This window comes from Ferrimonas lipolytica (assembly GCF_012295575.1).
Taxonomy (GTDB): Bacteria; Pseudomonadota; Gammaproteobacteria; order Enterobacterales; family Shewanellaceae; genus Ferrimonas; species Ferrimonas lipolytica.
On sequence record NZ_CP051180.1, the window covers coordinates 1,574,804 to 1,598,717 of the forward strand.

The following is a 23,914-nucleotide window of genomic DNA, read 5'->3' on the forward strand; positions in this document are numbered from 1 at the left end:
TTGTGACCCCGCTGTTAGAACGTGACATCTACTTGTTTGACTTAGACAACACCCTGTACCAACCAAAAGAACAACTGATTGAACAGATCATTGTACGTATGCGTGATTCCGTCGCCAAACAGATGCAAGTATCTAAACAGCATGCTTACGACCTATGTGAAGAGTACTACCGCTTATATGGGGGCACCCTCAGGGGTATTCAGCTTCATCACCCAGAGCTCGACCTCAACTCGATATCATTTGAAGCGCACCACGTAGATCTGCAAAATGTGCAGCAGCAACCAGCACTGCAACAGGCGTTGCGTGACAACAGCAAGACCCGTTATGTGTTCACCAACTCACCCCGTCCCTATGCCGAACGCGTGCTGCAACATTTGGGGCTGAGCAATTATTTTAATGGTATCTTCAGCGTCGAGCAGACGGATTATCAAATGAAGCCAGACCCATTTGCGTTTGAACGGATCTGTAACCATTTTAGTTTTCAGCCGCAGCAAGCGGTGATGTTCGACGATCAGCCTTCGAATCTAGCTACGGCTAAAGAGATGGGAATGCGGACGGTATTAGTGAATCGCAATGATCTGGATGAACACTCAGCCTGTTACCGCACCGAACAACTACCGAATTTTATTGATGCATTGAACAGCACAGCAACGCCGAGTAGCAAAAAAACGTAATAATATTAAGCAGAAACGATTTCAGCATCGCTTCTGCTTAATTATCCAGCCAAGTTACTTTACCCTACTGGTAGTAACCTAACGGCAGATTCACCATCAAGCCAACCAATAGCCAAAGCATCAGCATAGCCAGAAAATAACGCTGTAACAGCGCCATGCGGTGATACCCATCACTTAGACGTTGCTGCCAGAAAGACTGTAATACTGCCGTCCACGCCAGCAAGCCAACCATTAGCAATAACTCCATCACGCCGTAATGCCAAAGAATAAAATCAACGCCGGCGACGTCACTTAAATTACTGCCTTGGCTTTTGATGAACAGCACGACATTAAGCCCAGCTCCAATCAGCACCAGCTGTGACATTAGTGGCTTGCGATAGAATAACCACTGCCCAACAATAAACAACAACGTTGCGACTAGCAGGTAGACCCCGCTATAACCGTGAACTGACGTTGGTAACAGTACCTGTGTCGACGGTTGATAACCGGCACTGTCTCGTAGATGCCAAAATAGGCTAAACACCAGCAGTAAAGTGGTAGCTACCAACGCATTCGTCAGCCAAACCATCTGGCTATTAAAACGTCGCTTTGCTTGAACCTGCAGTTCCAGCACTTGCCAAGGAGTTAATGGATTACTCATAGTCCTACCTCTGCAGATTGGGTCAACAAAGTATGGTTCAATTTGTTAAAACCGCTAATAAAACAGCCATTAGCACAGCAAGGTGAAAGGCAGAGGCCACATCATTTAAGGGTATTAATATACTCAACCAAGGCTTCAACTTCAGCGTCTGTCAGCGGCATTGCAGGCATACTTGGTACAAAACCCTCGACAATCTGCGCGTTTGGATTAGTAATTGCGGCACGAAGGTAGGCGTCGTCAGCAATTGCAGTGGTGCCATCAACAAAACTACGTTCGGAGCCAGCTAGCCCCCCCCAACCTGGGCCAATCAAGCCATCACTAGTCGCTTTATGACAAGCAATGCAACCTTTGCTAAGTGCTAGTGCTTTACCATCTAATTTGGGGGATGCAGCGGCATCTTCAACTCTAGCCACCGTTTCGGTTACGTTAGCCTCGACATGTTGTGCTAACTCATCAACCTTTGCAGCGCCATTAGCCAATTCAGCCTCAACGGTTTTCATCGTGGTTTTAGCGGCTTGTTCGACCTCTGTGGCAACACTTTGCACCTTGTCTAACTGTTGTTGTGCTGTCGCAGTAATAGTCGGTTGATCGCGGTCTGCTTTAGGCTGCTCAGAACAGCCACTTACACACGCCAGTAATAACACCGGGGCGATCAATTCCCAACAGGTTTTGTCAGTCTTCATTCACTTACCTCTTCCTTACTAACCGGGATACTTCGGTGGCAGTAACATAACTCGTCAGCCATCGACCTGTTATTAAAGCTTAGATTAATAACAACAACACATTAGCGCCGATTAGATACAAAAATGCCGTCTTTCGACGGCATTGATTGCTTAACATGTATTTGTCTATGTCTACACAGTGGCAGTTATTTTTTCGTATACAAAGCAAAAGCAGGGTTGGCCTTCAGTGGCTTCATACTGCCCTGCAAGGAGAAATCATAACCGCAGAGCGTGAAGCTACCGCGCATCGCTACATCAAAAACAATATCAGCGGTATCCAACGGCGAAAAGTAGGCGAAATAAATATCATCTACCCATACATCGACTTTGACCGGTCTAAAACTATCACCGTTATTAAAAGTCGCTGCAGCACAACTGCGATCGCCCTCGGCGCTTAACAAAGACCAAAGTTCTCCTTTGGGGGCTGCATCGCCAGGCCAGCTGATCATCAGCATGTCGTTTTGCAGTAGTAACTGGAAACTGTCTGGCAGTACCACCTTTGCCTCAAACTCTGGCGCCGAAGTGGTGGGCTCAGCAACAGCAGCAACCGGTTCAGGGTTTTCCAGTGACTCAGTTGAAACCTGCTTAACCCAAATACTAACCATCGCAATCATGATGGTAACGACTGCTCCCCCAGCTAACCACTTCCAATGCCGTTGCAATATAGGTACCGCTGAACTAACCAATTTAGAGAATTCGAACGATGATGCAGGTAGTTGATCCCAGTCGACACTGACTGCAGCATTAGCCTGCTGATTGTGCATCGAAGGCTCAACTCGACCTGGGCGATTATGCGGCTGTTGATTGGCGGGGCCACTATAGCCGAGCGACGAACGGCCGGACTTTTTAACCACCGGCAGCCAAGCAAAGTACGCCGTGGCTGCGATAGGGGCAATCAGGCTCCACCAGCCATATACACTACTCAGCAACTGCGCTACGGCAACAATGGTCCAAGCAGCTACGAGTAGCCATGCGTGCATAAGCGGACGCTTGGCTTGATTTAGCCGTCGCACCCCAGCAAGGTATGCGATTGGGAGCAACAGTATCGTCACGATGGCAACTGCGACCTGCGCAATGCCGGTGTTATAAAACAGACCACTGACAAGCAGCAAGACTATTAATAGTGCGATTTGAATCGACACGGTGCGCAAGGCGCTGTCATGGCCACGGCTACACACCAAGGTTCGCATCAAAGACAAGGTAAATCCCCAAAATAAAGCTATGTTTTAAGGCATCTAACAACGGTGCTAACTATGGTAACTACCGGTGTTGTAGCGGATGCCGTTGTTATCGAAAAAGTGGCGCTTGTAGTAAACGATTCCTGTTAACTTAGTCTTGCCTAATTTGTACGGTAAACACCGGCACTGGCACAACCACGGACTGCACCGCTTTGTGCAACCAAACGAGCTCGTTTTTATAGCTACCATCGGCAGAGAAATAACAAAGCTCAAGCTCAAACTGACCATCATTGTAGCCACAGGTAACGATTTCCGTTGCCACATCTGGGTGGTCGACATAAGCGCCCAATGCCATTTCAATTTGCTCTACTAGAGCTTGTTCGAGCTCAAAACTGATATCGATACGCATCAATGAAAACGGCGCCGGTTGTTTCCCTTTAAATCTCGAGTTCATCCTGTTTCAACCACTATATGTTGCGTTTCAAGCAGTTTAACCTATCTACAAAAGCTATCAACAACTTAGATAGCGGCAAAATTCTTTGTCGCAAACTGGTCAATTTCGCTTGCAAAAATTATTTATCAACGCAGCTGTTTGTTTACTATCCACTCTCAAAAAAAAGTGCCCGTCGGTGGCTTTTTTTCATGGAAACCGGCCAGACATTTCTTTAGAATTTGCCGCCTTCGAAAGAAGCGTGTCCATAAATCCATCATGCAGTTGTTGAGGCAGTAGAATGAAACCAAAATTTGAATTAGTCGCAGTGGAAGGCAATATTGGTGTAGGTAAGTCTACCCTTGTGCCTAAGCTCGTCGCTCACCTCAACAATCTGGACGAACGTCCTTGGAAGATGATCTTAGAAGACGTTGATACCAACCCTGAGTTCCGCCGTCTGCTGGCTGAATTCACTCAGGATCCGACTAAACGTATCAACTTCCAACGTTTTATTACTAATCACCGTGCAGAACTGTGTGCTGATCTTGATCCGGCCTACAACTACGTACTAGAGCGTTCGCTATACTCTGACTTGGTTTTCTGTCAAGCCAACCTACAAGAAGCCTGCCGCCCAGATGGTGACGATTTAACCTACTACTACGACATCTGGGACAAGCTGGACGATTACCCACGGGTAACTTCGGTCATGTACCTGCGTTCAAACCCACAGATCGCATTCCAGCGCATGCTTAACCGCGCCCGTGATGCTGAGAATGGCACCCCACTGAGCTACATTCAGCTGATTTCCGATTGTCACGATGCGTTTCTACCGCACATATGTGAACGCAAAGGCACCATGCTGTTGACTGAACAGTGGGATCACTTCGGCGACTCTGAGCGTTTGGCTCGCCGTATCCTGCATCGCTTGTAAGCCGCTGCAGTGCGATCAAAAAAACCGGCTAAGGCCGGTTTTTTGCTATCTGCAATTTGAGATATTCAGCTCATATCAATTATGAGTGAAGATCCTTAACCAAGTAATGGAATTGGCCAGATTGCTGCTGCAACTTAACTACGTGCTCTTGGCTTTGCTCCATCAGCACGGTTACCCGCGCCGCCTCTTGGCGCAGCACTTCAATGTTTTCAACTAATGAAGTCGCGACGCTGCTTTGTTGTACCGTCGCTGCGGCTATTTCGCCACTATTCTGGGCGATGGTTTGGGTACGGTTGCCCGCTTGCTCAATCTCATTTCGCACCATCTCCATTAGGTTGGCGCTGTTTTTAGCTCGCTCGACAGTCCGCTCCATCACATCAATAAGCTGAGTACGATCCTTTTGGAGTGAATCCATCATTCCTTGTATCGACACTGTGGCTTGTTGTGTACGTCCGGCCAAGGTCCTTACTTCATCAGCAACCACGGCAAAACCACGCCCCTGCTCCCCTGCCCGCGCTGCTTCGATCGCCGCATTCAGAGCCAATAGGTTGGTCTGTTCTGAAATGTCATTGATACCACCAAGCACCTGATTAATCTGAATAATATTTTGTTCTAATTGATATGCTGCAGCGGAAGCGTCAGTCACCTCAACCTCTAACGCAGCCAAACTCTGTTGGGTTTGTTCAAGTTTACGTTGACCTTCTTGGCCAGCAGCCACTGCAGCATCGGTACTCGCTGAACTCTGTGTCGCGTTGTTAGCAACGTCGCGAATTGAGTGCTCCATCTCTTCTGACGCGCTGGCAAGGCTGGTTAATCGGTTGGCCTGATGACTTGCCATGGTTGCTGACTCTGAGCTCATATCCCGCAACAAGTCACTAATGTCATTCAATAACATCCCACCGGACTTCATCTCTTTAACCAGTATTTGTTCCCGTTCTGCGACTTTATCGATAGTCATGGCAATCTGACTAAACTCATCCCGAGTTGCAACAAAATTTAGACGCTGAGTCAGATCACCGTTGGCAAGATGATTTAGAGCGCGATTCATAACGAACATGGCGCCACCAACAAAACTCATTAAATAATAAGTACTCATAACCAACAGCACCATTACTGCTGCTGCGGTAGCCATAACAACATCCGATACAGGTGCCCAAAATGAAGCGGAAGGGTCGCCGACTAACGCGATTGTATGAGCTTCATATAACACCACACCTACGCAGAGCAACAACGAAGTTAAAAAGAGTACCAGTAACAGTCCAAACTTCTCGGTTACCGTTAACTTGATGAATAGCTTATCTATCCATCGAAAGGGAATTGCACGCATCGATTTTATTCCTATCGAACTACTACGTTGACCTGATTATGAGTATGAACGGCGTGAACTAACAAGTCGTTTACCCGTTAACGGTCGATTTAATGAGCCATTGCACCTTTTCGACCCAATCCAGTGACAGCCATTACTCTGCCAAAATCGACAGCTTAGACACCCTATTAGTGACAATTTGGTCAGCAAGCATGCCCCCTAAAAAATAAACCTGCTGATTAACAACAACGGCTCCGCGAAGATCCATCACCGCCTCAGCGGACGATGATAATAACCACTGGTTGTTGTCGAGTTGATAACGGGCAACTCGAGCCGATGGTTGGGCCGGCACCTTGTTGTAACCTATGCCATTGTAGTTATATGGGTTATCGCTACCGCCAATAAACCACAGCTCGGTGTTGTCGGGGCTGGCTATTGCCGCCATACGATAATGAGAGTCCCCATCGGGGTGGGCAATGGTACGCCAATCAATTCGGCGTGGGTCATCGCCGTTGATCACCCCTTTATAACAAGCTGCTTCATCACTAAAGCTGCGACGACGTTCCGGGTGATAATCTACTTTGACGCCATCGCAAACGACCATGCTCTGACCAATAATGGCCCCGGAACCGCCAAATATAGGCAACCCAGGAAACGGACTGGCTTGTTGCCATGAGTCGTTTTCGGTGTCGTATAGCTGCACTAAATTGACATTACCGTCGTTGTGCCAGCCGGAAATAAGGTAGATATAGCGGTTACTAAAGGGGATAGCGACGGCATCATCCACCGGTACTGGCATCGACGCCAACCGTTGAAACTTACCAATACCGGGGTGGTAACGAAATACATCCGGCAGAGAGACTTCACTGTGATCCGGCTCAACCGTATAACCGCCGAACAGATAGGCGAACTCACCAATGCCAACGGCTACCGAAGCTAACCGACCTTGCTGTGATCCCGGCAACGGCGGCAGTGCTTGCCACTCGTTTTGCCCTACGATAAGCCCAAAGCCATTAGCATGAACGTCTTTATCGGTTTTACCGGCGCCGATACCATTGAAGCTCAACAAGTGCTGCTGGCCGTCAACTATCACCGAGGCCACGGCGTTATTCGATACCGCTTGTGGTAGGGGCGGTAACGTTGTCGCCGTTGCAGCTAAAGGCAGCAACGCTGCCAACGAAATCCTTTTCATTAACTTATCCTATTTTATCGCCGGTAGACGAGCTTGAAACGGCTGTGGCAACTGGCTAACAATCATCGCGCGAATTCGGTGCCAACCAACAGACAATGCGATGAGGCCCAAGCCAACTACCGCCCCGGTAATGGTTGCCCCTTGAGTAACAAAGCCATTATCCGCCAATAGGCTTGCGAAAGCGGAAATAACATAAATCAATGCAGAGACCATCATAGCGCGACGATCGATAATTACCGAAACCAGCGCCAGCACGAGATACAACAGCAAAATCGCAATCGACTGAGCCATACCGATGTCATTTTCTAATGCTCCGGTGGCAAAGAATATTGGGTGTACGATTAGTGGTGAAGCAACCAAGTGCAGCCAAAACGCCACATCAGAGCGGCCACTGGTACGTTGTCGATCAGAGAAATCCCATCTCAGTGCCAATGCAAACAATCCTAAACCAGCGACCAAGCAGATAACGTTAAGCCATAACAATGCTTCGGGGAATGCGGCAATCAAACTGGTGGCAAAACCGACAACCAATGATACCGCCGCCGCCGCAATCGTGATCGGCACTTTAAAGGTTCGCCAATGGAAGTACGCTGCCAGCGCTGCTGCGATGCCTGCTGGTATGGTGCGGTTACTTGGGCTGAACATCGTCGCCAACGTTTCAACACCACTAAAAATCCCATAAACGAACACAACCAACAACACAATTGCTGGGAGCGACATCCGTTTTTTCAAAACAAAATACAATGCTAGTAACCACGAAGCACCAGCGGCTACAAAGCCGCCAATGCCAGCAACCCAACTGTCAACGAGGTCACCAATACCCGCTAGCAGTAATAAACAAGCAATAACGACAAAGATGTCATTAAACCCGGTAACTAAACGAAAGTGCTCCTGGTCGACATCACTGCCCTGCCGCTTGCTCATAAATTGTCGAAATGCAGTAACTGACTGCGGTGAAATCGCACCGGCCTTCACTGCAGCATCAAGGTCGTCATCGTTGTACATAGCTTATTGGTATCCAAAACTTATTAACTGTGGCAAAACTATCACGATTTGGGCTGCGGGTGTGGTCCAAGCTCACTGCATCCAAGTTAATTGAGCGAAATCATTACAGATTGGTATTATTAGTCATTGCTGGTCAGCCTTAACGAACTGACTTTGTTACTATTCCCCTATTCGATTCAGAGTCAAACTAAGTAATCAAACTATGAATAAATTTATCTGGGCTACGATCTTCACTGTAGTAATGGTGTGGTCAGGTTATCAACCAAAGGACCAATTCACCTGGTTTTTAGAGGTTCTTCCAGCCATGCTTGGTGCCATCATTCTGTTGGTTACCATCAAGCATTACCCGCTAACGCCACTGGTCTATTTATTGATCTTGATCCACTGCGTCATTCTAATGATCGGCGGCCACTACACTTACGCTGAAGTACCACTATTTGATTACTTTAAAGAATGGTTTGGGTTTGAGCGCAACAATTACGATAAGGTGGGCCACCTAGCGCAAGGGTTTATACCAGCAATGATCGCCCGCGAAATCTTCATCCGCAATAACGTGGTCAATACCGCCGCATGGCGAAACTTTCTTATCGTCTGTTTCTGTTTAGGCTTCAGTGCCTTTTATGAGCTGATTGAATGGTGGGTTGCCGCTGCTACTGGTGAAGACGCAGAAGCATTCCTTGGTACTCAAGGTTATGTATGGGATACCCAATCCGACATGATGCTGGCTCTAATCGGTTCAATTCTGGCGCTACTGTTATTAAACCGCATCCACGACAAGCAATTAAAGCGGTTGATCTAACCACGCTAAGTTGTTGCTAACAGGGCGACCTCTACATGGGTCGCCCTTTTTAATGGTTGTTTTCCAACTAAGTGTTGTTCTTTCCAATGCTGTTAAAGCACCGACTAGGCGAGTTTTGATACCAGGGGAAAGCACTATTGCCGTAGATCTTCTGCTGCATTGGGTCAGTCCAGCGAAGCGTTTAGGACTGCTAAGGCAACGGGGATTTCAAAAGGGGCTTGGGTGCCGTAGCCACCGCGACACAACCCCCTTAAGCGTACTGCAACCGGTAGAGCCGAAGGCTTGATATAAACCTCAACAGTTAACTGTGACACTGTTTTTTAATCTAGCCTCAATATTGTGTGGGCAATTCACTTTGCAATTGATGCAGCACTACCAGTGCTGCATCAAAATCAAATTGCGCTAGCGACTTTTCTATTCGTCGTAACTTGTCATCAAAGGGTGCCAAGGACGGCTGTTGCTGCAATTTCGTCAGTTGCTCAACCGCTGCGATGTCATATTGTTGCAGTTGGCTTGCGAGTAACTCGATCACCTCAGCGACTGCTACCACATTAATGTTTTCAAGGATATTTTCTGACGCGGGAATCGAATTAATTGTCGTTACAAAACGTTCAAATTTGGGGGCGAGTTGGTGCAGCTGCTGTTGCAACTCAGCCAAGCACTCGGTGGTATTTGCTCCAATCGAACCCTCACTATCGAAACTCAACTCCAACCTGCTAACTACATCCGCTAACGCGGCTAATCCCATGTTGGCCGCCACCCCTTTAAGGGTATGGACACTGCGTTTGGCGGCCTCACTGTCGTCACTAGCCAACTCTCGCTCAAACACACTACGGTAATCTCGGTTTTGGGACCAAAACTCTCCTAGCAATCTGCTATATAGCTCAACATTTTGCGCACACCGGGCCAATCCCTGCTCCACCATCGCCTCTGGCGCCAATGCGTCAAGGGCATTCAACAACGCCTCTTCTCGAGGCGAGTATGTTGATCCGGGGGACGATAAAACCGGCTGCGGTGTAACCAGTTTCGGACGGATCCAGTGCGCCATGGTTTTAAGCATCTGATGGGGCTCAATCGGTTTAGCGATATGATCGTTCATACCCGCCGCCAGCACCTTTTCTTTATCGCCGGCCATAGCATTGGCAGTAAGCGCTAAAATCGGTAATCGCGCAAATTTAGGCTGCTCTCGGATCTTTTTAGTCGCGCTATAGCCGTCCATCACAGGCATCTGACAATCCATCAGCACCCCATCGAACTCTAGCCCTGACATCAGTTGCAGCGCTTCCTTACCGTGATTGGCGACCACCACATCCATGCCATTATTCTTTAAGATAGCAACCGCCAGTTCCTGATTAAATTCGTTGTCCTCTACCAGTAATATCTTCGCACCGCGTAACTTACCTACCAAATTGGCGCTATCTTGTTGCTTGGCTTTGCTGCGAGTTCGGATCCACTCCTCTTTGCCCAAGGCATGCATGATTGCATCAAACAAACTGGAAGGATTAAGTGGCTTGGTCAAAAACTGCTTGATTTCGACTCCTCTGGCAGCGCTAACGACCTCCTCCCGCGACGAAGCCGTAACCATAATGCAGCTTGGCAATACCGACTGTGCTTTGCCGGTTTGTAACCGCCGCATGGTCTCTATGCCATCGATCCCTGCCAGCTTCCAATCCATAATCAGCAATTGATAAGGATCGCTATCTGCTACTTTGCTGATCTGTTCAATCGCTGCGAGGCCATCGGCACAGCTGTGTACCTCAAAACCAAAACCGCCAAGCATAGAGCAGATGATCTTGGTTGAGGTCTTGTTATCGTCAACCACTAACACGCGAATGGGGCCTAAGCTTTGTTCAATGCCTAGGTTGACCACAGGGTGCTGCGCATCGATACCAAAACGCGCGGTAAAGGTGAAACAGGAGCCTTTATCTAGCTCCGATTCAACCGAGATTTTACCCTGCATCAATTCCGTTAACTCTTTGGAAATAGCTAACCCTAACCCAGTGCCGCCATACTCTCGGGTAATTGAGCTATCGGCCTGAGTAAACGACTCAAACAGTTGCTGTTGCTGTTCAACGCTCATGCCGATGCCATCATCGATCACTGAGAACGCTAACTCGGTATGGTCCGAATCGACGTTCAGCTGACGTACCTTCAACAACACTTCACCATTGCCGGTAAACTTAATGGCGTTATTCCCTAAGTTAACCAAGATTTGTCCCAGCCGTAGAGCATCACCAATTAAATAGTTAGGCACGTCCGGGCTGATATCAAACAGCAGCTCCAACCCTTTATCTTGCGCCTTTAGCGCAATCACATTGGCTAGGTTTTCAAATACCCAATCCAAGCGAAATGGAGCATGCTCGAGCTCCAACTTACCCGCTTCGATCTTGGAAAAATCCAGGATGTCATTAATGATCCCCAACAACAGTTCGGCAGAACGGTTGACCTTATCAATGTAGTTTCGTTGTTGGTCCTCTAGCTCGGTTTCCAGCACCAGCCGTGACATCCCAATAATGGCGTTCATGGGAGTACGGATCTCATGGGACATGTTAGCGAGAAAGTCGCTTTTGGCACGGGTTGCCTCCTCTGCCTTATCTTTGGCTGCCAACAACTCCTCTTCCATCTTCTTGCGTGCACTAATATCACGGATCGCCGCCGATACTAATGTGCCTTGATCTGACTGCATCGGACTTAAACTGATCTCAACTGGAATTTCAACGCCATCTTTACGCCGTGCGGTAAGGGCAGCTCCCGCGCTCATTTGCCTTACCCGAGGTAAGTCGAAATACCCCTGTCGCAGCACTGGATGAGCATGTTGAAACCGTTGCGGTAGCAACTTTTCCACTGGTTGATTAAGCAGTTCAGCACGCTTGTATTGGAACAACCGCTCGGTTTGCTCATTTACCAGCACAATCAAACCATCTTCATTGATAATCACCATGCCATCCGGCGCCGACTCCAGCAGCCCTCGAAACTGGTCTTCACTGTGTTTGCGGTAGGTGATGTCGAGAATAGTGCCGTGCAACACCTCAGCACGGCCGAACCGATTTAACACCGCTTGACCGCGTTCAAGTACCCAGTGGATGACCCCATCACGATCGTAGATTCGATATTCAATGGTGTAATCGGATCCATCATGCATCGCATCGTCTACGGTCGCTCCAACCATATCAACGTCATCTGGGTGAATAAGATCAGCCATGTTGATGATCCCGCGCTCGGTAAAGTCCGCAGGTTGATAGCCGGTTAACTTCTCAACCTCTTGATTGATAAACAGCATCGTCCAGTACTGATCGTGCAGGCAACTGTAAACCGTTCCCGGGATAGTATTTACCAGCGCACTGAAATGGCTTTCACGCGAGGCAAGTTCTTTCAGCAGGTTGTTGCGCTCTTTATCACGGCTATCGGATTGGCGCAGATAAAATGCCAAACCCAATGACATCAGCAAGATCAGCGTAGGCACAAACACCACTGATAGCGACCACGTTGGATAGGCTTTGGAGGATGCCGGGGTCACAATCATCTGCCATTGACGATTAGCAAAGGTGAGCGGAATGGTTACTTGATAGGCAGGCTGACGTTGGTTGTAATCAAGATCCAGTGGCTGTGTGCGGCCATCAGCAAGGCGGGATGTGTGCCGATAAAGTAAACGGTTAACCGCAGGAGCATCAACATCTTCAAAGTGTAGATGCAGCGCCGATGGTTCTGTGGTGCGATTTAGGATCACCTCCACCATCGAACCTAGGTTAAATACCGCTACTGCGAAGCCAGCTAGAGCGTCAAGCCGCTGCGCTGGGGTATCGATTCCACTGCCCGGTTGATACACCGGCAGCGTTAATACCACCCCGGCATTATGCTGACTGGTCTGCACCAATTCAAGCCGCTCCGAGGCAACTAATTGATCGTGGCCAACAGAATCAAGCAGAGCCGTTTCACCGGGAGGGTTGGTGGCGATATCAAAACCTAGCGCGCCGATATTAAGGTCAAAGGGTTCTGAGTAGCGAATTGGGAAATAACGCGTTCGCGTAGGCGACGGAATCACTCTTGCGCCATCGCTGCTAGGATTAAGCTCGTTTATGACGAAGCTTGGTATCACTCCTTCACCGTAACGAAGTTCAAATTCAGTATTTACCATTTGTTCAAACTGCTTCCGTCTTCGGTGTTCAACCAAAGGCGCCCATTGCAATGACAACACCCCGGGAAGTCGCTCAAGATCCCGTTCGGTAAATAGCTTAAATTCATTCTGAGTAACAAAACTGGAAGAGTGATAAGCGGTACGGATGTGATACAGCGCTTCAACGTATGGTAAAAAACCCTGTTGCAATGACTTGCCGTGGGATTCCGCTGCATGCTCAAAACGTTGCTTTACATTCGCCCGCAAGTTGCCATGCAGCACCTCTAACAATGCAACCGAGAGAACAAGCCCCATTATGATCACTAACCATGAAGCAAAGCGCCGAGCCGGCGCCCACGCCTTTGCATCGCTGTTGGTTTGTTTTTTAACGTAAAGCAGTAACGATAAGGTCGCCACCGCACCAAACACTATCAGATTAACCCCAGCAAAACCGTGGGCCCGTTCCCCCAGTAGGGTTTCGAGGGAACGTTCGTGGGCTCGCACTGCTTGCCATAAACTGGTGGTAATGGTGATCCCAGCAATAAGTACCGGCCAATGCAACCAGTCGGGCAATAAGGCACTAACGCGATGGAAGTGACAACAAAACACATAACTGAAAATGCCCACCCCCAACAACATAAAACCGGCCGAGGTGTGTACCGCCATATGGGTGGGCAAACCCAGACTATAGGCATTCTCAAGATCAACTACATAACCACTAAATGCCACCAAACCGATGGAAAATACCAGCGTCCCTAAGCGCGCGATCCACGCTAGTAACGGTGCTTGGGCTTTGCCAACGCTAACCAACAACAGCGCTACGCCCATCAAGCTAAAACACAGAGCCGTATTGGGGGCCATTCGACCAGGATGTGAGGTGTTGATCTCGATATAATGCTGCATAAACAGCTGATCAATGTGCAAGTCGATATTAAACAGGTATTGGCTCAGCGTCATCGCGCCAATCAGTACGGTCGCAGCGGCAACAACCATCACCACAGTTGGCTTAGGTAGCAGCTTCGCCGGTCGGTTGAGTCCTTGCTCGAGTCGGCGTGGTGATGTTTGTGGTCTACGCTTTAACTCGCTAACACTGCACGCCAGCAAGCCAATACCACAACAAATGAACCCTAGTGCCGTGTTGTACTGCATCGCCACAAAGGCATCATTAATCTGAATTAAGGTCGAATTGTTGCTGTGCCAACCGTAGATAACCGTCAACCCAAGCAACAACGCCAAACCACCGCCAGCAATCGCAATAAACTGCAGCACAATAATCAAAAGCTCGTTCTTCTGATCTAGTAACGCCGTTTCGCTACTTTGCTCAGTGCCGCTATTAACTCGGTAGTAAGGCATTAACATCCTGAAAATTAAGATTAAATAAAAGCTAACGATACGTTACTATAGTTCGTTACCGTTGCAGCAGCGCGACCGCTCAGCTACACCATTGGCTCTGAGTGATCTACCGTTAACTAAGCGCTAACCCCAGCCACCAGCAGCGTTGTGCTGGCCTCGTTTAGTGCTCTCAGCTGAGCCTAGCTGCTGAAGTTATCTTTGTGCTGACCTGTTTTACTGTAGTCACTCTCCCTTGGTTCGTCGTACTGGAGTCTTATGTCCCTGTTTCTTCACTTAGGCTGGTTTTTTCGGAAACACTATCGTACCTACCTATTAGCTTTAACCATGTTAATTACGGTGGCACTACTTGAGCTCAGTGTTCCCTACCTCGTTGGGCAAACACTCGATCTACTACTAGCAACTGATCAGTCACACTGGGACATGACCAACCTCTATATTTTGGCCGCGATTGGCTTAGCGCTGTATGCATTGCGGTTCGGTTGGCGGGTTATTTTGTTTAGTGCTTCCTACCGACTAGGAAGTCATATCCGTAACGACTTTTTCGGCCGCTTAACCAAACAGGGACAGGCGTTCTTTAGCCGCCATAGCACCGGCGATTTGATGGCTCAAGCTACCAATGATGTTGATGCAGTTGAGATGGCTGCGGGTGAAGGGATCCTTGCTGGCTTCGACGGTTTACTGACCTTTGTGTTGATCCTAATCATGATGCTCAGTGTGATTGACTGGCGCTTAACCCTTGTCGCACTTATCCCATTTCCGTTTATGGGCTATAGCTTCTACCGTATCTCCAATACCCTGCATAAGCATTTTAAAGACTCTTTAGACAAGTTCTCCCGGCTCAATGAACGCAGTCAACAAGCGATTGCAGGAGTCCGTTTGGTGAAAGCAATGGGGCGCGAGCAAGTTGAGAGCCAGCAGTTTGAAAAAATCGCTGACGATACCGCCAAGAGCAACTTCCTCGTTGCCCGCAGTGAAGCGATGTATGATCCCGCCGTATTCATTAGCTTGAGTTGCGCAACAGCCTTGACCTTAGGGTTCGGTACTTGGTTAATCATTAACGATCAGCTCACTATCGGTGAACTGACCAGCTTCTCAATGTACCTCGGCCAGCTTATCTGGCCGATGTTTGCGTTCGGCTGGCTACTGAACATCATCGAGCGTGGTAGCGCCGCTAACCAACGTCTCACTAAGCTATTGAGTGTGCCAGACTCGGTTTCAGATCATGGTTGCAGCACTCGCACTGGTGCCGACATCAGCGTAGCGCGACTCTCCTTCACCTACCCAGATGACGATAAGCCCAGTATTGAGCAGATCAATTTTGAGCTGCCATTAGGAAAAAACCTCGCTATCGCTGGGCCAACCGGTTCAGGCAAGACCACCCTGTTGCGTTTGCTAATGCGCCAATTTGACACCGACGGTATTAGCCTCGACCAGCAGCCATTAACTGCATACCGACTGGCGGAGTTACGTAGCTTGTACTCAGTAGTACCACAAGATCCGTTCCTGTTTTCCGCCAGCATCCACGACAACATCGCTTTGGGTAAACCGGATGCAACCGCAGCAGAAGTAAAACAAGCAGCAAAATTAGCAGCCGTTGATAACGACATAATGCGCTTTCCGCTGGGATACCAAACCGAGGTAGGTGAACGAGGAGTAACTTTATCCGGCGGTCAACGACAGCGGATTGCCATAGCTAGAGCGCTGTTGATTGATGCACCAATACTGGTGTTAGACGATGCCCTGTCCGCGGTTGATACCAGCACCGAGCAGGAGATATTGAATCACCTCAAACAGCAAAACCGTAGCCAAAGCCGCATTATTATTGGCCATCGCTTGTCGTCACTGATGGACGCCGATGAGATCCTTGTACTTAATCAGGGTCATATTGCTGAACGCGGCAGTCATCAACAACTTATCAAACAAGATGGCTGGTACAGCCGCATGTGGAAATATCAACAGATGGAGGAGCAACTGCATGTCAGCCACTAACCCCCAAGGCCGCCAGCGCAGCACCTTTAACCTGTTGTTCAGATATGTCTTTGCCGATAAACCACTACTGTATAAGTCACTCTTTCTATTAGTGCTTGCTACCATGGGTGATGTCGCAGGGCCACTCATTGCCAAAGTTTACATCGATGATTACTTGTTGGCCGGCAATCTTGAAGCTACACCACTTATCAGTTTGTTGTTGCTCTATATCGTACTGCAACTGAGCTCTGCAGCACTGCGCTATATGCAAGCCATCAGTTTTACCAAGATGGCACTGGCTGCAGTGCAGGACATCCGTAAACGAGTGTTTGATCGTGTCGTCCGTTTGCCAATGAGTTACTTCGATCATGCCCGCACAGGCCAGTTAGTTAGCCGCATTACCAACGACACCGAAGCCATTAAGGATCTGTACGTACAGTTTTTATCCAACGTACTGGGTAACGTAATGTTGCTAATTGGCATACTAGTAGCGATGGCCATCCTTAACGTTAAGCTGATGCTGATCGCTTTAGGGTTGATTCCTGCGGTACTGCTGATCATCTATCTGTATCAAAAGATCAGCGGTAAGGTGGTTGCTGAAAGCCGCGCCTTACGCTCAGACATTAACGCCAACTTAGCGGAATCGATTGGCGGTATGACGGTATTACAAGCGACGAATCAACAGCAACGCTTTGCTGATAAATTCAGTCAACTCAATCAACGCTATTACATTGCCAGACTGAAAACCATTAAAGCCAGTGGCGCGCTATTGCGCCCTGCCATCTCGTTTTTGAGCGTACTTACCACTGTCTTTCTGTTATACGTCTTTGGCGAACAGGTGGTCACTGGCGTAGCGGAGATTGGAGTGCTTTACGCCTTTCTAAACTACATGGGTCGATTCACTGAACCGCTGGCTGAGATCACTCAACGTTTTAACCTGTATCAACAGGCGATGACTGCTGGCGACCGAGTATCGACGCTGTTGAATGAACAACAACAACATTATGGCGAACAACAATCGTCAATCAGTTCAGGCTCTATCTCAATAAAAGAGCTCAACTTTGGTTACAACAATGGCGATATGGTACTGAAAAAGATCAATCTAGATATTGCTGACGGTAGCTTCTATGCGATTGTTGGTCACACTGGCTCCGGTAAAAGTACGCTACTAAGCCTGCTTCTTGACTTCTATCCCGTCGCCAAAGACCAGCTTAAGTTAGGTAATGTCGATATCAATGACCTGAGCCAACAAGCGCTGCGCAATGGCATCGGTTTGATCCCGCAAGAACCATTTATTTTGGCATCAACGGTGTTTGCTAACATCGATATGGGACGAGGTTTAACACAGGCTCAGGTTGAGCAAGCAGCGATTGCCGCCGATCTGCACCACACCATTATAGCGTTAACCAACGGCTATCAAACTGAGCTTGGTGAAGGTGGTATGCGCCTGTCGACCGGACAACGACAACAGTTGGTCATCGCCCGTGCTTTAGCATCGAAACCGAAGATATTGCTACTTGACGAAGCCACAGCCAACGTCGACAGCGAAACTGAGCAGGTGGTACAGCAAGCACTAAATCAACTGCGTGGTGAGATTACCATTATCGCGGTTGCACACCGTTTAAGTACCATCAGCCATGCGGATAATATCGTCTTGTTGGAACAGGGGATGATCACCGAACAGGGCGACCACAGTCAGCTAATGCAGCGTGAGGGAGGCACCTACCGCGCCATGTACCTGTTACAGCAGCAGGCTGCTCGAGTTGAGCAAGCGGAGTTGACAGCCTAGGTCGTACTAATCGGTCAAAATGGGTAATTTTGTCCATCGCTCGATGGACAAATTACTAACCATTGTTATTTATTGGCATTAAATGGTGAGTTATTAAATTCACTCAAGCAAGCAATTACCAAAAAATATACTATTAATCGTATTTACTAAACAGTTATTAATATAAATAATTTGTCATTAGCAATAAAAAGCCGCAACGGATAACCGTCGCGGCTTTTTATTAAATATAGATATTTAGTCTACTGCAACCATAACATCGCTTGCTTTAATAACAGCGTAAGCGTCCGCGCCAACAGTCAGGCCTAGCGCTTCACACGAGGCTTTGGTTACTACAGAGGTGATCTCAACTCCAGCTGCGATTTCAATAACAACTTCGTTATTTACTGCGCCTTCGTTAATTGATTTAACTTTGCCGATAAGTGAATTACGTGCACTAATTTTCATTATATTTCCTACAACAAGTTCGGGGAATATCGAGCATACTTCATCATAAGTTATCAGTAGAATTAAATTTTAATGACAAAGATTAAATTCCGACACGCATCACAATACTAATGAACTTAATACTTACCAGTGAATGTAACAATACACATTGACGCTTAGACAACCACATAACCTAAACACACTTCCACCAACGCCATAACATTCAAATGGCTAGCAAGGCTTCAACAACGTAATCGCAACTGGTAATCTCTCGCCTCCACAATTGTTGGTCTCAAACCATGGTCAAATCGAATCAGAAATCACTTCAGCGCTCGCCAGTCTCACTTGAAGTGAACGCAGTCGCCCTGTTTGCACCGCTCGCCCACCTTCCTTGGGCAATGCTCCTCGATTCAGCTACAACGAAACAAGTAGATGCTCACCCGGATGCACGCTTCGATGTGATTGTAGCCGAGCCGGTCGCGACCATTGTTACCAACGGTAATGTGAGTGAAATCACCGCAAACAAGCTCTCCTCCTTTAGCAACGAGGATCCATTCGATTTGCTCGAACAGTGGCAACAGCAGTTGCTTGGCGATCCAATCCAATGCAACGACCTGCCATTTACTGGCGGGTGCCTAGGTTACTTTAGTTATGATCTCGGCCGCCGTTTCGAGCGCCTGCCATGCGATGCTATTGATGACATTGGGCTGCCGGAGATGGCCGTTGGCATCTACGATTGGGCACTGATTATCGACAACGAGCAACAGGCGGTCGAGTTGATTGTTTTTGGTAGTAATGATGATTGGCACCGGCGCTGGCAGTGGCTACAGAATCAACACGCGGCTGTATTTAATCCGTTTCTATTGCATGGCGAATGGCAACATCAGATCACTCGTGAACGCTATCAGCAGCAATTTGATCAGGTTCAGCAATATCTGCTTAGCGGTGATTGCTATCAAATCAACCTAACCCAACGCTTCCAAGCGCAGTATCAAGGCGACGAGTGGCAAGCCTATGTAAAACTTCGTGCCGGCAATCAAGCCCCCTTTTCGGCCTTCATTCGACTGCCAGATTGTGCACTGTTATCGGTTTCGCCAGAGCGCTTCTTACAACTCGATGGTGACCTTATTCAAACAAAGCCCATCAAAGGCACTCGCCCTCGTGACAGCAACGCCGAGCAAGACCAACTCAGCGCGCAGGCGTTGCAATCTGCCAGTAAAGACCGAGCAGAGAACCTAATGATCGTTGATCTGCTTCGTAACGACATTGGTCGTGTTGCAACACCTGGCTCAGTAAGGGTACCCAAGCTATTCCAGATAGAGAGCTTTCCGGCGGTACACCATTTGGTCAGTACCATTACCGCCTCACTGGACCCGCAATATCGAGGCACCGACCTACTGCGGTCAGCCTTCCCAGGTGGATCAATTACTGGTGCGCCTAAGATCCGCGCGATGGAGATCATTGAGCAACTGGAACCGCATCGACGCAGCCTCTACTGCGGCTCCATTGGCTACCTATCGCTAAATGGCAAAATCGACACCTCAATCACCATTCGCTCTTTGGTGGCAAAAAACAACACCATCTACTGCTGGGCTGGTGGCGGTATCGTTGCCGATTCAGACTGTGACGCTGAGTATCAAGAAGTGTTTGATAAGCTCAGCAAGGTCTTACCGCTATTGAAGTAGATCACATTATTGGCCGGTCTGGGTTACTATCGAATCATAGGCTGTTATTACAGCGCATTTTCACGAATACAATGGAGCGTAACGTGTTGAAAAGAACCTTAGTAGCGTTGTCATTTATGCTGTTTGCTGGGGCAATTAATGCCAAACCTGCACCAGACTTTCCGCTCACATTAGAACAACCGACCACCCTTCATGCACTGTCTAAGCAGGGCTATGTTTACGTTGACTTTTGGGCCAGTTGGTGTGGCCCCTGCCGCTATAGCTTCCCATTTATGAATCGACTTAAGGCTGAGTTGGGAGATAAGGGCCTTACCGTAATCGCGGTTAATGTTGATGTTGACCCTGCTGACGCTAAACCGTTTTTAGTAGAGCACCCTGCTGACTTTACCATCCACTACGATCCCGACGGCGACATCGCCACCGCTTTCGCAGTGCGCGGTATGCCATCAAGCTACCTAATCCATAACGGTGAAATTGTTATGACACACGTCGGCTTTCGCACTAGCAAACAACAACAGATGTTTGACGAGATTGCCGCACACCTTGCCGATTAGCTCATCGTTTACAGGACGTAATACTTTGACCACGGAAGAGTTCCTCACTCGGTTCAACCTTAATCCATTGCCAGCTTTGGAAGATCCACTGCAATCGGTGATGGCTAACAACCCTAAATTACGTCACGCCGCTGTGCTGATTGCGCTAGAGCCTAGCTCACAAGGGTTACAGCTATTGCTGACGGAGCGCACCAATGACATGCCTACCCATGCCGGTGAAATCGCATTCCCCGGCGGCAAGGTTGACGATGGTGACAGCAATGCTTGGCATACCGCCACCCGCGAGTCGTGGGAGGAGATCGGTTTGCCTGCTTCGCATCTGCAGCACGTAGGCGAATTAGCACCGTTTCATACCATCAGTCGCTTTCGAGTGTCACCGCAAGTCGCGATTGTTGCTCGACCTTTTGTTGAAAATTTGTCTAATCGCGAAGTGGCTAGATTATTTCGAGCACCACTAACCGATTTTTTGGACGCAGATAAACGCAGCTATATTCGGGTGCCACGTCGACACGGTATGCAGCCGGTTTACTTCATGCCCCATCACGTCTGGGGGGCAACGGCAGCAATGCTGGAACAGCTAGTGCGCCACTTGGGCTACGGCAAAGCAGCAACTCAACTCAATCTGTTTGGCTAGTACTCAAGCCACCATAAAGGACCTAGCATGTTCCGCACAGCCTTTGCTATCACCACAATGCTTACTTTCCTAAGCGGTTGCAGCTCTATCGGCGTCGAGCCGTGGCAACGGGATCGGCTCGCCGATCCGCGGATGGCGTTAGAAGCCAATGTAATTGATAAGAGTTTTGACGATCACATCTATTTCTCCAAAGAAGCCAGCAGTGGTGGCCGTGGTAGTGCTGGAGGTGGTTGCGGATGCAATTAACACCCTTCAAATCAGTGAGTCAGGCTCTCGCGACAGCCAGCCTCACTGCGGTTATTCCTGCCCAAGCCAGTTGGTTTGAGGATGATCAATGGCAGGTCGACAGCGCCATCATGAGCTACGCCGAAGATGGCGACCGAGTCGAAGCACTAGAAGGCGCCGTTATCGCTACCCGAACTGACGGTGACGAACGAACCCTTACCCTTGGAGTTACCATTGATTCACTTACCGGAGCCTCTGCCAACGGTGCAGTAGAACAAAATCAGCCACAAAGTTTTACCCGTCCTTCTGGTAACGGAAGCTATCGTGTCGGCGCTGGTGAAACGCCCCTTGATGACACCTTTAAAGACACCCGGTTACAGCTTAACGCCGGCTGGGCCGAAGCCCTAAACTCACAGTGGCAATATGACATTGGTGCTCATTTGAGCAAAGAGTATGACTACCTGTCGATTGGCCTAAACGGCGGCATTGCTCGCCACTTCAATAAAAAGAACACCACGGTGCGTTTCGGCGCTAGTGTGTTTTACGATCGGCTGGAACCAGAAGGCGGTATGCCAGTGCCACTCGCCGCCATGGTGCTCGCTGCTGACTACGATAGTGGCCAAGCATTCGATCTGGCCTTTGACGCAACCCGTGCCGCTGATGATGAACATAAAATCATTACTGAGATGACAGTAGGATTAACCCAAGTTATCAATCGCTTCATGCTGATGCAGTTTAACTACAGTTATGCCAACAGTGACGGCTATCTAACCGACCCTTTCAAACTGGTAAGTATTGTCGACAGCAGCGGTACAGTGCGACAAAATCGCTATGAGTCACGACCGAATAGCCGGAATAAACACGCACTTTTCTGGCAAACTAAGGTCCATCTCGGCGCACCGATCATTGATATCAGCTACCGCTTTATGAGCGATGACTGGCAAGTTGATTCACATACCGCAGATCTGCGAGTTAACTATTTGTTTAGCAACGGCCACTACGTCGAGCCCCACCTGCGTTTTTACACCCAGACTGACGCTGAATTCTTTCGGCCATACCTTACTGACGCTGAGTCTTTGCCAACCTATGTCTCGGCGGATTATCGCTTGGCGCAGATGGATACCTACACCATCGGCTTTAAATACGGTATTCCGTTAGCCGGTGGCGACGAGATGGCACTGCGCATTGAGTACTACCAACAGTCGCCGGATGGCGGTAACAAGAACCAACCAGGCCAACTTGCTAATGTTGACCTCACCCCGGAGGTAAATGCGGTAACGCTGCAGTTTAGCTACCACTATCATTGACCCGCTGCTGTAAACGTAAGGCTTCACCTACCCCTTACCGACGTTGGTAAAACCCCAGCCAGTTAACACAATCGACTGAAACAAAAAGATAATATGGAAAAACTATCCTGTTGCACTCGGAACCCTAAATGAACTCAATCTACCAGCAACTACTCGCCAGCGCACCGGCCGATCTGCCGACCATTGGTGCCATTCACCTGTGCTCCGATCAGAACAATCCCAGTGCCAAATTTGGCGCTATTGAACTGAGCGACGGCACCATCGGTTTGACCTACGTAAAACTTGGTAACGCCTTCATTGAGTTACAAGATAGCTCGCTATATCAGCCATTTATTGGCAAGCCTGTAATCGAGCTTGCCCAACTCAGTCTCAGCGACTTGGATTGGCAACAGGTGCTTGGTGCCGGGGCGCTTAATGCCATCAGCCAATACGTGCTGAAACAGCGAGGTTTCAACTACCATAATGCCGAAGATAGTTTAGAGTTGCTTGATATCCAACCTGGCGAACGTGTTGGTATGGTGGGCTACTTTGCACCGCTGATCGCCCAGCTGCGGGAGCAAATGACACCGTTAACGGTTATTGAGTTGCGTCAGGATCTGGTTATGAGCAGTGATAATTTTGAGGTAACAACCGACCCATCCAAACTGACTCAGTGCGACAAAGTGTTGATCACCGGTACCAGCGTGATTAATCACACCTTAGAGGGTTTATTGCAACACTGCCGCAATGCGAAAGAGATCGCATTGGTTGGACCGAGCGTCGGCTTGTTACCGGAGGTGCTGTTTGCCCACGGTATTACTCGCATCGGCGGACGTGCCGTAGTTGATAGTGAACGATTCCTACAACGCTGGCAAAGCGGTGAAAAATGGCAAGACTCGGTCACGCGTTACTCACTGCGTAACAGCGATTATCACGCTTAATCTACATAGTACCAACATCAGCAAGCGATTGATGTTGGTGCTTAATACCCTAATCACAAATTCCA

At 48.7% G+C, this 23,914-nt stretch carries 20 protein-coding genes; 11 read left to right on the forward strand and 9 right to left on the reverse strand.

Annotated elements, in window-relative coordinates; translation table 11 throughout:
- Positions 1-2 precede the first annotated feature (2 nt).
- Positions 3-674, forward strand: coding sequence for a pyrimidine 5'-nucleotidase (locus tag HER31_RS07375; RefSeq protein WP_168659968.1), 672 nt, complete (start codon positions 3-5; stop codon positions 672-674).
- 64 nt (positions 675-738) lie between these two features.
- On the opposite strand, the gene HER31_RS07380 is transcribed toward HER31_RS07375, so the two are convergent.
- The 4 genes from HER31_RS07380 to HER31_RS07395 form a co-directional block, all read right to left on the reverse strand.
- Entirely contained in the window at positions 739-1,314 is a 576-nt protein-coding gene (locus HER31_RS07380; RefSeq protein WP_168659969.1) for a hypothetical protein, read from the reverse strand.
- A 101-nt stretch (positions 1,315-1,415) separates the two neighbouring features.
- Positions 1,416-1,997, reverse strand: coding sequence for a c-type cytochrome (locus HER31_RS07385; protein ID WP_168659970.1), 582 nt, complete (start codon positions 1,995-1,997; stop codon positions 1,416-1,418).
- Between the two features lie 185 nt (positions 1,998-2,182).
- Complete coding sequence (locus tag HER31_RS07390) at positions 2,183-3,235, reverse strand: hypothetical protein (RefSeq protein ID WP_168659971.1); 1,053 nt, start codon at positions 3,233-3,235, stop codon at positions 2,183-2,185.
- 130 nt (positions 3,236-3,365) lie between these two features.
- Positions 3,366-3,668, reverse strand: coding sequence for a hypothetical protein (locus HER31_RS07395; RefSeq protein ID WP_168659972.1), 303 nt, complete (start codon positions 3,666-3,668; stop codon positions 3,366-3,368).
- Positions 3,669-3,945: 277 nt separating this feature from the next.
- Between HER31_RS07395 and HER31_RS07400 the strand changes: the two genes are divergently transcribed.
- Positions 3,946-4,575 (forward strand): deoxynucleoside kinase, encoded by a 630-nt coding sequence (locus tag HER31_RS07400; RefSeq protein WP_168659973.1) that lies wholly within the window; start codon positions 3,946-3,948, stop codon positions 4,573-4,575.
- 79 nt (positions 4,576-4,654) lie between these two features.
- On the opposite strand, the gene HER31_RS07405 is transcribed toward HER31_RS07400, so the two are convergent.
- The 3 genes from HER31_RS07405 to HER31_RS07415 form a co-directional block, all read right to left on the reverse strand.
- Positions 4,655-5,902, reverse strand: a complete 1,248-nt coding sequence (locus tag HER31_RS07405) for a methyl-accepting chemotaxis protein (protein WP_168659974.1) — start codon at positions 5,900-5,902, stop codon at positions 4,655-4,657.
- A 133-nt stretch (positions 5,903-6,035) separates the two neighbouring features.
- A complete protein-coding gene (locus HER31_RS07410; protein WP_168659975.1) occupies positions 6,036-7,073 on the reverse strand; it encodes a Kelch repeat-containing protein in 1,038 nt (345 codons plus the stop codon).
- A gap of 9 nt (positions 7,074-7,082) precedes the next feature.
- Positions 7,083-8,078 (reverse strand): hypothetical protein, encoded by a 996-nt coding sequence (locus HER31_RS07415; protein WP_168659976.1) that lies wholly within the window; start codon positions 8,076-8,078, stop codon positions 7,083-7,085.
- Positions 8,079-8,280: 202 nt separating this feature from the next.
- Here HER31_RS07415 and HER31_RS07420 point away from each other — a divergent pair, with 202 nt between their 5' ends.
- Entirely contained in the window at positions 8,281-8,877 is a 597-nt protein-coding gene (locus HER31_RS07420) for a DUF2238 domain-containing protein (RefSeq protein WP_168659977.1), read from the forward strand.
- A gap of 331 nt (positions 8,878-9,208) precedes the next feature.
- On the opposite strand, the gene HER31_RS07425 is transcribed toward HER31_RS07420, so the two are convergent.
- Positions 9,209-14,344 (reverse strand): response regulator, encoded by a 5,136-nt coding sequence (locus HER31_RS07425; RefSeq protein WP_168659978.1) that lies wholly within the window; start codon positions 14,342-14,344, stop codon positions 9,209-9,211.
- A gap of 255 nt (positions 14,345-14,599) precedes the next feature.
- On the opposite strand from HER31_RS07425, the gene HER31_RS07430 reads away from it, so the two are divergent.
- Both HER31_RS07430 and HER31_RS07435 read left to right on the forward strand, forming a co-directional pair.
- Positions 14,600-16,333 (forward strand): ABC transporter transmembrane domain-containing protein, encoded by a 1,734-nt coding sequence (locus HER31_RS07430; RefSeq protein ID WP_168659979.1) that lies wholly within the window; start codon positions 14,600-14,602, stop codon positions 16,331-16,333.
- The gene (locus HER31_RS07435) at positions 16,320-18,101 is read left to right on the forward strand and encodes an ABC transporter ATP-binding protein (protein WP_168659980.1); all 1,782 of its coding nucleotides are present in this window, start codon (positions 16,320-16,322) and stop codon (positions 18,099-18,101) included. The genes HER31_RS07430 and HER31_RS07435 overlap by 14 nt, the downstream gene beginning before the upstream one ends.
- A 234-nt stretch (positions 18,102-18,335) precedes the next feature.
- On the opposite strand, the gene HER31_RS07440 is transcribed toward HER31_RS07435, so the two are convergent.
- Positions 18,336-18,545, reverse strand: coding sequence for a TOBE domain-containing protein (locus HER31_RS07440; protein WP_168659981.1), 210 nt, complete (start codon positions 18,543-18,545; stop codon positions 18,336-18,338).
- A gap of 278 nt (positions 18,546-18,823) precedes the next feature.
- Between HER31_RS07440 and pabB the strand changes: the two genes are divergently transcribed.
- The 6 genes from pabB (at position 18,824) to HER31_RS07470 (ending at position 23,849) form a co-directional block, all read left to right on the forward strand.
- Positions 18,824-20,209: an aminodeoxychorismate synthase component I gene (gene pabB / locus HER31_RS07445; protein ID WP_168659982.1), complete on the forward strand. Its 1,386-nt coding sequence runs from the start codon at positions 18,824-18,826 to the stop codon at positions 20,207-20,209.
- Between the two features lie 83 nt (positions 20,210-20,292).
- Complete coding sequence (locus HER31_RS07450; protein WP_168659983.1) at positions 20,293-20,763, forward strand: TlpA family protein disulfide reductase; 471 nt, start codon at positions 20,293-20,295, stop codon at positions 20,761-20,763.
- A 25-nt stretch (positions 20,764-20,788) separates the two neighbouring features.
- A complete protein-coding gene (locus HER31_RS07455) occupies positions 20,789-21,397 on the forward strand; it encodes an NUDIX hydrolase (protein WP_202983615.1) in 609 nt (202 codons plus the stop codon).
- 27 nt (positions 21,398-21,424) lie between these two features.
- Positions 21,425-21,643: a DUF4266 domain-containing protein gene (locus HER31_RS07460; protein WP_168659984.1), complete on the forward strand. Its 219-nt coding sequence runs from the start codon at positions 21,425-21,427 to the stop codon at positions 21,641-21,643.
- Complete coding sequence (locus HER31_RS07465) at positions 21,634-22,929, forward strand: DUF3570 domain-containing protein (RefSeq protein ID WP_168659985.1); 1,296 nt, start codon at positions 21,634-21,636, stop codon at positions 22,927-22,929. Before HER31_RS07460 ends, HER31_RS07465 begins: the two co-directional genes overlap by 10 nt.
- Before the next feature lie 128 nt (positions 22,930-23,057).
- Complete coding sequence (locus HER31_RS07470) at positions 23,058-23,849, forward strand: Rossmann-like domain-containing protein (protein WP_168659986.1); 792 nt, start codon at positions 23,058-23,060, stop codon at positions 23,847-23,849.
- Positions 23,850-23,914: the final 65 nt, after the last annotated feature.

Coding starts and splice junctions, on each gene's coding strand:
- HER31_RS07420 (WP_168659977.1), top strand. CDS start 8,281: ATGAATAAATTTATCTGGGCTACGATCTTCACTGTAGTAATGGTGTGG.
- HER31_RS07470 (WP_168659986.1), top strand. CDS start 23,058: ATGAACTCAATCTACCAGCAACTACTCGCCAGCGCACCGGCCGATCTG.
- HER31_RS07440 (WP_168659981.1), bottom strand. CDS start 18,545: ATGAAAATTAGTGCACGTAATTCACTTATCGGCAAAGTTAAATCAATT.
- HER31_RS07435 (WP_168659980.1), top strand. CDS start 16,320: ATGTCAGCCACTAACCCCCAAGGCCGCCAGCGCAGCACCTTTAACCTG.
- HER31_RS07380 (WP_168659969.1), bottom strand. CDS start 1,314: ATGAGTAATCCATTAACTCCTTGGCAAGTGCTGGAACTGCAGGTTCAA.
- pabB (WP_168659982.1), top strand. CDS start 18,824: ATGGTCAAATCGAATCAGAAATCACTTCAGCGCTCGCCAGTCTCACTT.
- HER31_RS07430 (WP_168659979.1), top strand. CDS start 14,600: ATGTCCCTGTTTCTTCACTTAGGCTGGTTTTTTCGGAAACACTATCGT.
- HER31_RS07410 (WP_168659975.1), bottom strand. CDS start 7,073: ATGAAAAGGATTTCGTTGGCAGCGTTGCTGCCTTTAGCTGCAACGGCG.
- HER31_RS07395 (WP_168659972.1), bottom strand. CDS start 3,668: ATGAACTCGAGATTTAAAGGGAAACAACCGGCGCCGTTTTCATTGATG.
- HER31_RS07425 (WP_168659978.1), bottom strand. CDS start 14,344: ATGCCTTACTACCGAGTTAATAGCGGCACTGAGCAAAGTAGCGAAACG.
- HER31_RS07400 (WP_168659973.1), top strand. CDS start 3,946: ATGAAACCAAAATTTGAATTAGTCGCAGTGGAAGGCAATATTGGTGTA.
- HER31_RS07465 (WP_168659985.1), top strand. CDS start 21,634: ATGCAATTAACACCCTTCAAATCAGTGAGTCAGGCTCTCGCGACAGCC.
- HER31_RS07385 (WP_168659970.1), bottom strand. CDS start 1,997: ATGAAGACTGACAAAACCTGTTGGGAATTGATCGCCCCGGTGTTATTA.
- HER31_RS07415 (WP_168659976.1), bottom strand. CDS start 8,078: ATGTACAACGATGACGACCTTGATGCTGCAGTGAAGGCCGGTGCGATT.
- HER31_RS07405 (WP_168659974.1), bottom strand. CDS start 5,902: ATGCGTGCAATTCCCTTTCGATGGATAGATAAGCTATTCATCAAGTTA.
- HER31_RS07460 (WP_168659984.1), top strand. CDS start 21,425: ATGTTCCGCACAGCCTTTGCTATCACCACAATGCTTACTTTCCTAAGC.